Here is an 11,533-nt window from a genome sequence, read left to right as displayed (position 1 = left end):
GGCGTTCCTTCGCGGGAATCAGGTGACGTGAACAATCACCAGCCTGCCATGACCGCCCCCTCTCAGCGAATTTGCAGAACTCTCAGCACACTACCCGATCCCGGTTCCACTGGCGATGGGCGAGCCTGGGGAGGACTACCCCTGGCAATGGTCCGTCTACCGCTGGATCGACGGCGAAACAGCCAAGACCGCCGAAATCGCCGATCGCCCACAGTTCGCGGTCGATCTGGCCAAGTTCCTCATTGCGCTCCGGCGGATCGATCCGGCGGGCGGGCCGCCCGCGGGCCAGCACAATTTCTTCCGCGGCGGATCGCCGAGCGTGTATGACAACCAGACAAGGGAAGCACTCCAGGCGCTGGAGGGGCAGATCGACACCCAGGCGGCCACCGCTGTCTGGGATGCGGCCCTTGCCGCCACCTGGCAAGGGTCGCCCGTCTGGTTTCACGGCGACGTCGCCTGGGGCAACCTTCTGGTCCAAAACGGCCGTTTGAGCGCCATCATCGACTTCGGCACCTCAGGCATCGGCGATCCCTCTTGCGACCTGGCGATCGCCTGGACATTCTTCCAGGGCGAGAGCCGGGAGGCATTCCGGGCTGCCATCGACGTCGATGAAGCGACCTGGGCGCGCGGCCGCGGCTGGACGCTGTGGAAAGCGCTGATCACCGTTGCCGGACACGACGCCAACCAGGCCGAGGCGGAACGATCGCGCCGCGTCATCGACGACGTCCTGGCCGATCACCGGGAATTCGCGTGATCAGAGCCTTTCGACGATGTGTGGGGATCCAATGTCAGCACAGATCGCACGCGGCGCGCCAAAACCTTGATTTAGCCAAGCAACCGGTGACAAGCTCCTGCCATGGAATGGCGCGACGAGGGAATCATACTCGGCACCCGCAAGCATGGCGAAACCAGCGCCATTCTCGAGGTAATGACGCGTGCGCATGGCCGCCATCTCGGCCTGGTGCGCGGAGGGCGCTCGCGCAAGCAGCAGCCGGTGCTGCAGCCCGGCAACCGCGTCGACCTTTTGTGGCGGGCACGCCTCGACGAGCATCTCGGCACCTTCCAGGCCGAGGCGATCGAGATGAATGCCGCCCGGTTGATGGACAGCGCAGTCGCCGTCTACGGCCTGCAGACCATGGCCGCGCATCTCAGGCTCCTGCCGGAGCGCGACGCCCATGGCGGCCTGTATGAGACGCTTGCCGTGATGATCGCCCATCTGGACGATTCGGATGCCGCCGGCGAACTGGTGGCGCGCTTCGAACTGCTCATCCTCGACGAACTCGGCTTCGGCCTCGATCTCAGCCAGTGCGCGGCGACCGGCGCCAGGCAGGATCTGGCCTATGTCTCGCCGAAATCCGGCCGCGCGGTTTCGCGCCAGGCCGGCGCGCCATGGCGCGACAAGATGCTGGCGCTGCCGGCCTTCCTGCGGCGCGGCTCCGGCTTGCGGGCGGACCACGCGGCACTCGAGGACGCCTTCCATCTGACCGGTTTCTTTTTCACCCGCCATGTCTACGAGCCGCGCGGCATCGAACAGCCCGATGCCCGTGCCGGCTTCCTCGCCGCCTTGCGCAAGCATCATTCGGGCGGCAAGGCCGCCCTTACGGCAGACGCTGCGCCAGAAGGGGGAGGGAGACTCGGTGGGTGCTGACCTCCGCAAACCGTCCAGGTTCACACCAAAAGCTGCATGCGGGAGCATTCCCTCCCCCTTGTGGGGAGGGTTAGGGTGGGGGTACTCGTAGGGCAAGAGCCTCAGCCGGCTTTGCGATGCTCCATGAAATCATCGAGGATGGCGCGCTGACCGCCGAGGATCTTGAGGCTGGCCTCGGCGAAGGAAAACCAGCCGGCCCTGTCGATTTCGGGAAATTCCCTCGTCACGCCTGACCTGGGCGGCCATTCCATCGTGAACATGTTGCTTTTAACGGCATCGGGATCGAAATCGGCTTCGACACTCCAGGCGATGACGATCTTGCCGCCGGCTTGCCGATAGCTGCCGACAGGTTCGAAATCGCCATCGATGCTGACTCCGAGTTCTTCCCCAGCCTCGCGCCGGGCGGCGGCCAACTCATCTTCATTGTCCTCGACGAGGCCCTTGGGGATCGACCAAGCGCCTTCATCCTTCCTTGCCCAGAACGGGCCGCCGGGATGGACGAGCAGAAATTCGAGAATGCCGGCCCTTGTCCGGTGGATCAGCAGCCCTGCACTTCGTTTCGGCATTCGATTTCCTCGTAGTTCATCCGAGGATAGCATGGCTCCTGGGCAAGTGGCGGCGGCATGCCATTCCTGGCTATCTCAGATGATGGGTGAGGATAAAGACCGTAGGCCGCTGGAATTTGCCGACGAAACATGCTCGATAACTTCTTTTCGGCCACCATTGCGGTGGCGTGACTTGAATAGCCGTCTGGGGTGGCCGTGTGGCCGCCGCAATTGTCAGTGAAAACTGGCCTGGTTTGGGGGAACCGCCATGTTTGAAAGCCTGATTGGCGCCGTCGTCGTTATCGTGCTTTTTGTCCTCGTCTTGCGCCAGCAGGGCCGCGTCAGTCTGATCGAGCGCGAGCTCGGAGCGCTGCGCAGCCTGGTTCTGTCCGGAGTGCATGCGACACCGCCCGTTGCCAAACCGGCCGAGCAGGCTGCAAGCGCACCGGCGGATGCCGCTCACGCTAGCGCACCAGTTGCCGACATAGCTTCGCCAACAACAGCAGACGCGGCACATGCCCAGGCACCGGCCGCCGAAGCCGATGCGGCCACCAGCGAGGCCGTGCCAGAACTGTCGGCCGCGGCCAAGGCGGCATTCACCGGATCCGCGCCTGCCGCCACGTCGAAGGCAGCCCGCCAGTCAGAGGTCGAAACGGCGCTCGGCACCCGTTGGGCGGTCTGGGTCGGCGGCGTCGCGCTGGCCCTGGGCGGCCTGTTCCTGATCCGCTACACCATCGAGGCCGGCATTTTCGGCCCTGAAGTGCGGCTGTCCCTGGCGGCGCTGCTCGGCCTGGTGCTGATCGGCGGCGGCGAGTTCATCCGCCGCACCGGCTTCAAGGTGCCGGTGCAAGGGGCTGCAGGCGCCTATATTCCGGCGATCCTGACGGCTGCCGGCGCCTTCATCCTGTTCGGTACGGTCTATGCCGCGCATGCCATTTACGGTTTCGTCGGGCCGGCCTTCGCCTTCACCGTGCTCGGCGCCATCGGCGTGGCGACCATTGTCGCCGCCCTCGTCCACGGCCAGGCCCTGGCCGGCATCGGTCTCGTCGGCTCGATGGCGACGCCGGCGCTTGTGTCCTCGCAGGCGCCCAACCCATGGGCGCTGTTCGTCTACCTGGCGATCGTGCTTGCCGCTACAGCCGTGATCGCCCGCATTCGCGACTGGAAATTCCTGATTGCGGCGGCCTTCTTCGGCACCGGCGCCTGGACCATCGTCTACATGATGAGCACGCTAGTCGCCGACCTTGCCGTCATCCTGTTCATCGACGCGGTGACGCTGGCGGTGCTTGCCTTTGTCTGGCTGGGCACACGTGACAGCGAAGCGGAGACGGCGAAGACCGGCTTCGACTGGCCCTCGATCGTGCCAGGCGTTTTCGTTGCGTTTTCAGCGCTAGGCCTGTCCGTCGACACGACGCTGGTCGCCGCCGGTGGCGCCTTGCCGGGCGCCTTCGTCCTCGTCGCCCTTGTCGCCACCGCACTCTACCGGCCGCGCGCGCTGCCGCTGCTGCATGCCGCCGGCGTGGTGAGCGTGATGATCCATCTCGGCATCATTCCGCCCACCACCATCGGCTCCGACATAACCCAGGGGAATATCGGCTTTGACGGCATGCCGGTGGCGGCCGGAAATCCGTTGACGCTGCGCATCGGCATTGGCCTCGGCCTGGTCTTCATCGGCGCCGGCTTCTGGGCCGCACGCCGCTTCGCCGCCTCAGCACGGGTCCGCGCGGCATGCTGGGCGGCATGGGGCGTCGCTGCGCCGCTGCTTATTCTGCTGACGCTGTGGCTTGCCTACGGCAATCTCGACCGCGACCTTGTCTACGCAGAGATAGCTGCCCTTCTGGTTGTTGTCTTCGCTGCCGGTGGCGAATGGATCGCGCGCGCCGAACAGCCGCCGCTCAAGGGCGACATCGCCGTCTCCTTCGCGCTTTGCGGCTCGGCTCTGGCCGGCCTGCTGATGCTGCACATGGCCTTCGGATCCGGCTGGACGACCATTCTTGCCGGCGTTGCCGCCATCGTGCCGGCGCTGGCGACGCGGTGGCGCAGCTATCCGGTGCTTGGCTGGATTTCGGTCGGCGCGGTCGTTGCCGTGCTGGGCCGCGTCGCCTTCGATCCGACCATCGTCGGCGCCGAGTTCCTGACGACGACGCGGGTGTTCAACTGGCTGCTGCCGGGATACGGCGTACCGGCGCTAGCCTTCGGCTTTGCCGCCTGGCAACTCGCGCGTACCACCCCCGCACTACCAACAGCTGGTAATGGCCGGCCGCGCCTAGCGATGGAGGCGGGTGCAGCCCTGTTTGCGCTGCTCACCGTCGCCATGCTGGTGCGCCACGCCATGCATGGCGGCGTCATCGACACCGGTCCGGTGACGCTCGCCGAACAGGCGATCTATACGCTGATCGCCATCGGCGCCGGCGCGATACTGGTGGCCATCGACATGCGCTCGCCAAGCTCTGTGCTGCGCTACGGCTCGATGGCTGCCGGCGTGCTCTCGGTCGCCTTCATCGTCCTCCAGCATTTCCTGGTGCTCAATCCGCTGTTCACCGACGAATCGACCGGCCAGATCCCGGTGTTCAACCTCTTGTTCCTGGCTTATCTCCTGCCGGCCATCGCTGTCGGCGGGCTGGCGCTCTATGCCAGGGACAAGCGGCCGCCATGGTATGCGCAGATGCTGGCGGTGGTGGCGGCATTGCTTGTCTTCGCCTACGCCACACTGTCGGTCAGGCGCGTGTTCAAGGGCGAGTTCATCGGCCTGTGGAGCGGCCTCGGCCAGCTCGAGACCTACACCTATTCGGCGCTCTGGCTGGTCATTGGCGTCGTGCTGCTCACCGCCGGCGTCTGGCTGAAGTCGCAGGTGCTGCGCATCGCCTCGGCGGCGCTGATCGCGATTGCCGTGGTAAAAGTCTTCCTGTTCGACATGTCGGAACTGGAAGGCGTGCTCAGGGCGCTGTCCTTCATCGGTCTTGGCGCCGTGCTGATCGGCATCGGCCTGTTCTACCAGCGGCTGCTGACGCGGGCGGCGAGGGAGGCCAACGCTGCAACTTGAAGTGATATACGAGATGGAATATATCAATATCCAACGGAGGATATTCGATGCCGCTCTATATCCGCGACGACGAAGTGGATGCGCTGGCCAGCAGATTGCAACGCGAGACGAACGCTCCGAGCAAAACGGAGGCGGTGCGGGTCGCGCTCGTGCACGAACTTGAGCGCAATCGGGCGAAGGTGCCGCTGCGCGATCGGATCGCCAGTCTTCAGGACAGGGCCAGGAAGCTTGGCCTGCCCAATCCCGATTTCGATATGAAGAAGTTCACCGACGAGATGTGGGAAGACTGATGTTTGTCGACGCGTCGGTGATCGTCGCCATTCTCAACCAGGAACCTGGGTGGGAGGAATTGCTGAAGCAGCTATCCGGTTTTTCCGGGCAGGTCTGGGTTTCTCCGTTGGTTCACTTCGAAGCAACACAGGCATTGGCAAGGGCCGGCGCCGGCCCGCGCAGACCCAGCGCTGAAGCCCTTCTCCATGCCCGCGATCTGATCGATGAGTTCATTGTGGAGATCATGGGAGAGAGTCTGGCCATTGACGACAACATCGGCTCTCGGGCCATTGACGCGAGTGCCCGTTACGGCAAAGCCGTTGGCCACAAGGCGGATCTGAATCTCGGGGACTGTTTTGCTTACGCCTGCGCGAAAAGCCGCGATCTTCCACTGCTATACAAAGGCCATGATTTTGCACAGACCGATTTAGGATAATCCGGCCCTTTTGTTGATTGCGGGGAATAATTTAGCCGATCAACTCGTTATCTCACTGCTTGGGTGACCGGGGCGGCAGACCGCTTCGCGCTGGCCGCTTGCGCCGCGCCGGGAAGGCGCGTTCAATCGGGTTAAACAAGGGCGACCTCAGAACCAGCGGTCATGGACGAAAAGAAGGCAGCAATCCTTGGCGAAATACCGCGCCTGCGCCGCTACGCACGCTCGCTTCTGCGCGACCGCGAATCCGCTGACGATCTCGTCCAGGATTGCCTCGAACGAGCGCTCTTGCGGCTTGAAAGCTGGCAGACGGGAGAAAGCCCCCGGAGGTGGCTGTTTACGATCATGCATCATTTGTTCATCGATCAGATGCGCAAGGTGAACCGGCGCGGTGAGGCGGCGATCCTGCCGCTTGACGCAAACGAGGCGCAGGCAGTCCCCGCCGAGCAGGCCGAGAACGCCGCCTCGCGCGAGATCATCGACGCATTGCAGGCGATCAGCCCCGACCGCCGCGCCGCTCTAGTCATGGTCGCCATCGAAGGATTCTCCTATGCCGAAGCCGCCAACATTCTCGGCGTGCCCGCCGGCACGCTGATGTCGCGCATAGCGCGCGGACGCGAGGAGCTGCGCAGCCTGCTCGATGACACGGCGCGCCGCCGCTCGATAAGGATCGTCGAGAAATGACCCGCCGCGATTTTTCCGAACGCGATATCCACATGGCTCTCGACGGCGAGCTGCCGGGCGACGAGCGCGCCGCCTACGACGCCTGGATCGACGCCAATCCCGAAATGAAGGCGAAAAGCGCCCGCTACACCGCCGACCGCGCCGCGTTGCGCGCCGCCTTTGCCGGTGTGCTCGACGAGCCCGTGCCGGTGCTGTTCAAGCAGATCGTTAGCGGTGAAGGCGCGACCAAGGCGGCGGCGCGGCAGTCGCGCTGGTGGCTTGCGGCCGCGGCGGCCGCAGTGCTCGTCATCGGCGGTCTTGGCGGCTATTTTGCCGGCATCGACGGCATCGGCAGGGAAGATGGCGCCGATGACCAACTGGCCGAAGAGGCGATCGCCGCCCATGTCATCTATGCCGCCGAACAGCGCCATGCGGTGGAAGTGCCGGCAAGCGACAAGGATCACCTGCAGACCTGGCTGTCCAACCGCGTCGGCCTGAAACTGGTGGCGCCGGATCTGGTGGCGGAAGGCTTCCAGCTGGTTGGCGGCCGGCTGCTGCCGGCCGGCCAGGGCAAGGCAGCGATGCTGCTTTACGAGGACGCCAAGGGTCAGCGCATCTCCTTGTTCGTTACCGCTGATTCCTCAGCCAAGTCCAAGGGCACCTACATGGCCGAGGCCGACGGCCCCGAGGCGGTCTACTGGCTGGACAAGGGCTATGCCTGCGCCGTCGTCGGCTCGCTGCCGCGCGAGCAACTGGCTGCGGTCGCCAAGCGGGCCTACGGTCAGCTTCTGGCTGGTATCGCCAGTTAAGCGCATTCCGTTTCGGGAATGCGCCGGGGTAGAAAGTGTCACAATTCGGCCCTATTCGAAGTGCGATAGCGCTTGATGGATATCGGCGTTTCGGCTGATGTTTGCGACGTTTTTGACCGCGGCCTTTTCCTCCACCCAATCGAGGTTTTCCAAACCCGCATGCCTGCCGAGATTCGCAAGGCCCGCGCGTCCGACGTCGATGACCTCGCCGCCATCGAGAAGGCGGTCTTTTCCAGTGACCGCATTTCCCGGCGCTCCTTCCGCCTGTTGATCGAACGCGAGACAGCCGAGATGCTGGTCGCCGAAAGCGATGGTCGTGTCGCCGGCTACGCCATCGTGCTGTTTCGCAAGGGCAGCGGCGTCGCCCGGCTCTATTCGCTTGCCACCAGCCCGTTTTTCAGGGGCCGCGGCATTGGCCGCATGCTGCTTGCAGCGGCCGAAGAAGCTGCCTTCGAGCACGACCGCATGATGTTGCGTCTCGAAGTGCGCGAGGACAATCTTCGCGCCATCGGCATCTATGAGCAGAGCGGCTACCGCAAGATCGGTCGCGAGCCTCACTATTACGAGGATGGCGCCACCGCGCTGCGCTACGAAAAGACCTTGCGCGGCGATATTCCGGTCGCCACCAAAGTCCCGTTCTACCAGCAGACCTGCGAGTTCACCTGCGGTCCATGCTGCCTGATGATGGCGATGGCCAATTTCGATTCGGGCTTCGTGCCCGATCCGGTCATGGAAATCCGCCTATGGCGCGAGGCAACGACCGTGTTCATGATGTCCGGCCCCGGCGGCTGCGAGCCCTTCGGCCTTGCGGTTTCCGGCTACGAAAGCGGGCTTGCGGCGGAAATCTTCGTGTCCTTCTATGGCGCGCTGTTCTTGCAATCGGTGCGCAGCGACGACAAGCGCCGGGTGATGGAACTTGCCCAGGTGGACTTTCGCCGCCGCGCGGAACTATACGGCATCCCGGTGAATTACCGTCCGTTCACCATCGACGATATACGCGGCGCCCTGGCTCAGGGAAAACTGGTGCTGGTGCTGATCAGCGGCTTCCTGATGTTCGGCAAGAAGGTGCCGCATTGGGTGCTGGCTATCGGCGACGATGGCGACCACATCCTGATCCACGATCCCTGGGTCGAGGACGAAAGACAGGAGACCATCCTCGATGCCGCCAACATTCCCGTGCCGCACGGCATCTTCATGAACATGGCGCAATTCGGCCGCGACGGACTGCGTGCTGCCATCACTCTTGGGAAACGCTGATAACAATGACCTGGGTCATCCTCACCGGCCGTCAGAACGATCTCGACCCGGCGGCGACGCCGCACAAGATCATCACCAACCGTGACTATCTTGCGCATCCGGCGCTGTTTCGGGGCCAGCAGCCGAAGGTCATCAACCTGTCGAACAATTACGCCTACCAGAGCCGCGGCTATTATGCCTCTCTGCTCGCCGGTTCGCGCGGCCACAAGGTCATCCCGACGGTCGAGACGATGATCGACCTGTCCGAGCGCAAGCTCTACGAGCACGCGCTGCCGGAACTGGAGCTGGCGCTCAACAAATGCCGCAAGGATCTCGGAGGCGTTTTCCCGCAAAAAATCTGCATCTTCTTCGGCATCGGACCGTCGAAGGTCTGGGACCGCTTCGCCAAGCTGTTGTTCGACTGGTTCCGCGCTCCGGCGCTTGAGGTTCACATCAAGGACAGCGCCGAATGGGCTTCGATCCGCAAGATCGGATTCCTGCCGCTGGCCAGGATGGCCGAGGAGGAAGAAGCCTTATTCGTGCAGGCGCTCGAGACGTACACCAACCGCGAGTGGCGCGACACCAAGGGCCGCACCCCGGCACGGTACACCTTCGCCACGCTGGTCGATCCGCATGAGGAACTGCCGCCGTCGGAGATTTCCTCGCTGCGTTACTGGGCCAAGATCGCCGAAAAGATGGGCGTCGAAATCGAGCCGATCACCAGGAAGGACCTGGCCAAGCTCGCCAATTACGACGCGCTGTTCATCCGCGAGACCACCTCGATCTCAAACCACACCTACCGCTTCGCGCGCCGCGCCCAGCAGGAAGGCATGCCGGTGATCGACGACCCGCTGTCGATGATCCGCTGCACCAACAAGGTCTATCTCAACGAACTGATGGCCTACAACAAGGTGCCGGTGCCGCCGACGGTGATGATAGCCGGCACCTCGGATCTCGAACTGGCGGCGCAGACGCTCGGCTTTCCGCTGGTGCTGAAGATCCCGGATTCATCGTTCTCGCGCGGCGTCAAGAAATGCGGCAACTTCGAAGAACTGAAGACGCTCGCCACCGAGTGGCTGGAGGATTCCGATCTCCTGATCGCGCAGAAATTCATCCCGACCGAATATGACTGGCGCGTCGGCGTGCTCGGCGGGCAGCCGCTGTTTGCCGTGCATTATCTGATGGCGAAAAAACACTGGCAGATCGTCAACCACAAGGCCAGCGGCAAGCCCGACCAGGGCGGCATCAAGACCTTCACGCTGAAAGAGACGCCGCCGCATGTCGTCGACACCGCGGTGAAGGCGGCGCGCTGCATCGGCGACGGGCTTTACGGCGTCGATCTTAAGGAAACCAAGGATGGCGTCTTCGTCATCGAGGTCAACGACAACCCGAACCTCGACCATGGCTGGGAGGATTCCGGCGAAAAGGACGAAGTCTGGGTGCGGCTGACGCAATGGTTCCTGGAGCGGCTGGACCGTCCCGGGCGTTAGTTTGCGGTCCCGGGCGGTAATTCAACCGAGGGGGAAAAATGCAGTTCATCGTCATCGAGGATTTCACCGGCTGCGACCGCAAGGAGATCTACCGCCATTTCGGCGAGCGCGGCACATTGAAGCCGGACGCGCTTGTCGTGCACCACTCCTGGATCGCGGCTGATATGAGCCGCTGCTTCCTGCTGGTCGAGGCCGATGACGTCACGCTGCTGCAGCGCTGGGTCATCGAATGGTCTGACCTGGTGGAGTTCGAGATCATTCCCGTGGCGACGAACAAGGACATGGTCGCCGCACTGGCCGGCCATCTCTGAGCAGTTCGGTCCATCAGCCGAGCACCGGCGAACCCACCGACCGCCGGCATTCCTCAATCAGCCAATTGCGAAACGCCGCCACCAGGTCGCGCCTTGCACTGCGTTCCGGGATCGTCAGGCAATAGGGCTGACGCAGCGCGATCGATAGGGCATTAGCCCGGACCAAACGGCCCAATTCCAGCGCCCCGGCGCAATAAATGCCTTGCGCCAGCGCCACGCCCAGCCCTGAAATGGCAAGGTCGAGCGCTGCCCGCGACGAGTTCGCCGACAGGCCGCGCTGCACTGTGCGGCCGGGCTCTATGCCCGCCGCCTCGAACCATGTGCGCCAAGACGGAAACGACGCGCCGGTCGGTCCCCAGTCGGTGTGAATCAGTGGCAGGCCGGCGAGGCTGTCGGTTTTGGCGGTGAGTTCTGGCGCGCAGACGGGGTAGACGGCGTCCCTGACGATCTCCTCGCTCGGGTGTTCACGATAGTGCGGGCCGAAGGACAGCCGGATGTCGATCAGTTCGCGGTCGAACGGCACCGGATCGTCATCGCCGCGCAGGGATATGTCGACGGCGCCGTGGCTGGCGACAAAGCCGGCGAGGCGTTCGGAAAGCCAGCCCATCGCCATGGACGGCGGCACCGATACGACAAGCCGCGGGCGGAAGGCATCGCTGCCACGCGCGATGCTGCCGATCTCCCGAAAAGCCAGGGTCAGCCGGGGCAGCATCTCGACGCCGGCTTCCGTCAGCACCACGCGGCGGTTGACGCGATGGAACAGTTTTCGACCCATCTGCTCCTCGACGGTGCGAATGAGCTGGCTGACCGCAGCCGCCGAGATCGAGAGCTCATCCGCCGCTGCGGCGAAACTCCCCGAGCGCGCCGCCGCCTCGAAGGCTTGAAGTCCTCTCAGGGAAGGAAGCGCAGTCATTGGGTGATCCGATAGGTAAGGTCAGCTTATCTGTGTCGCAGAAATCCTCGTCTTTCGAAAGCTTTCTTATTCGAGTAGCTTGGCGCCATGACCGTATCGGCCCAGTTTGAACCCAGAGACCATCGCGACGTCGTCGCGTCTCTGACCAATGAGCAGCGCAGCCGCCTGACCG

The 11,533-nt window shown here is 63.8% G+C and carries 11 protein-coding genes and 1 pseudogene; 10 read left to right on the top strand and 2 right to left on the bottom strand.

The features are described from left to right. Nucleotides 1–79: 79 nt before the first annotated feature. Both NKI05_RS23085 and recO read left to right on the top strand, forming a co-directional pair. Nucleotides 80–754, top strand: a pseudogene (locus NKI05_RS23085) (aminoglycoside phosphotransferase family protein); the annotation flags it as partial. 102 nt (nucleotides 755–856) lie between these two features. Then, nucleotides 857–1,648, top strand: a complete 792-nt coding sequence (gene recO / locus NKI05_RS23080) for a DNA repair protein RecO (RefSeq protein WP_023670245.1) — start codon at nucleotides 857–859, stop codon at nucleotides 1,646–1,648. A 101-nt stretch (nucleotides 1,649–1,749) separates the two neighbouring features. Here recO and NKI05_RS23075 read toward each other — a convergent pair whose 3' ends face one another. Then, entirely contained in the window at nucleotides 1,750–2,214 is a 465-nt protein-coding gene (locus NKI05_RS23075; protein ID WP_023670246.1) for an NUDIX hydrolase, read from the bottom strand. Between the two features lie 247 nt (nucleotides 2,215–2,461). On the opposite strand from NKI05_RS23075, the gene NKI05_RS23070 reads away from it, so the two are divergent. From NKI05_RS23070 to NKI05_RS23035, 8 genes are all read left to right on the top strand, one after another. Then, on the top strand, nucleotides 2,462–5,236 hold the full coding sequence (locus NKI05_RS23070; RefSeq protein WP_023670247.1) for a DUF2339 domain-containing protein: 2,775 nt from the start codon (nucleotides 2,462–2,464) through the stop codon (nucleotides 5,234–5,236). A gap of 47 nt (nucleotides 5,237–5,283) precedes the next feature. Then, complete coding sequence (locus NKI05_RS23065; protein WP_023670248.1) at nucleotides 5,284–5,526, top strand: type II toxin-antitoxin system VapB family antitoxin; 243 nt, start codon at nucleotides 5,284–5,286, stop codon at nucleotides 5,524–5,526. Continuing rightward, entirely contained in the window at nucleotides 5,526–5,942 is a 417-nt protein-coding gene (locus tag NKI05_RS23060; RefSeq protein WP_023670249.1) for a type II toxin-antitoxin system VapC family toxin, read from the top strand. Before NKI05_RS23065 ends, NKI05_RS23060 begins: the two co-directional genes overlap by 1 nt. Before the next feature lie 162 nt (nucleotides 5,943–6,104). Then, a complete protein-coding gene (locus tag NKI05_RS23055; protein ID WP_023670250.1) occupies nucleotides 6,105–6,623 on the top strand; it encodes an RNA polymerase sigma factor in 519 nt (172 codons plus the stop codon). Next, a complete protein-coding gene (locus NKI05_RS23050) occupies nucleotides 6,620–7,411 on the top strand; it encodes an anti-sigma factor family protein (RefSeq protein WP_023670251.1) in 792 nt (263 codons plus the stop codon). Before NKI05_RS23055 ends, NKI05_RS23050 begins: the two co-directional genes overlap by 4 nt. Before the next feature lie 159 nt (nucleotides 7,412–7,570). Then, the gene (locus NKI05_RS23045; protein WP_023670253.1) at nucleotides 7,571–8,668 is read left to right on the top strand and encodes a peptidase C39 family protein; all 1,098 of its coding nucleotides are present in this window, start codon (nucleotides 7,571–7,573) and stop codon (nucleotides 8,666–8,668) included. Between the two features lie 5 nt (nucleotides 8,669–8,673). Beyond that, nucleotides 8,674–10,137 carry a RimK family ATP-grasp domain-containing protein gene (locus tag NKI05_RS23040; RefSeq protein ID WP_023692866.1) on the top strand — a complete coding sequence of 488 codons (1,464 nt, stop codon included), beginning with the start codon at nucleotides 8,674–8,676 and terminating at the stop codon, nucleotides 10,135–10,137. 38 nt (nucleotides 10,138–10,175) lie between these two features. Next, nucleotides 10,176–10,448 (top strand): DUF3303 domain-containing protein, encoded by a 273-nt coding sequence (locus NKI05_RS23035; RefSeq protein ID WP_023816809.1) that lies wholly within the window; start codon nucleotides 10,176–10,178, stop codon nucleotides 10,446–10,448. A 13-nt stretch (nucleotides 10,449–10,461) separates the two neighbouring features. Here the strand turns inward: NKI05_RS23035 and NKI05_RS23030 are convergent, their stop codons facing one another. Further along, a complete protein-coding gene (locus NKI05_RS23030; protein ID WP_023670255.1) occupies nucleotides 10,462–11,361 on the bottom strand; it encodes a LysR substrate-binding domain-containing protein in 900 nt (299 codons plus the stop codon). Nucleotides 11,362–11,533 lie beyond the last annotated feature (172 nt).

The sequence above is a fragment of the Mesorhizobium sp. M0771 genome (assembly GCF_040320155.1).
In the GTDB taxonomy this organism is placed as follows: domain Bacteria; phylum Pseudomonadota; class Alphaproteobacteria; order Rhizobiales; family Rhizobiaceae; genus Mesorhizobium.
The sequence above is the reverse complement of the archived record's forward strand: the minus strand, read 5'-3'. Positions and strand labels throughout refer to the sequence as shown.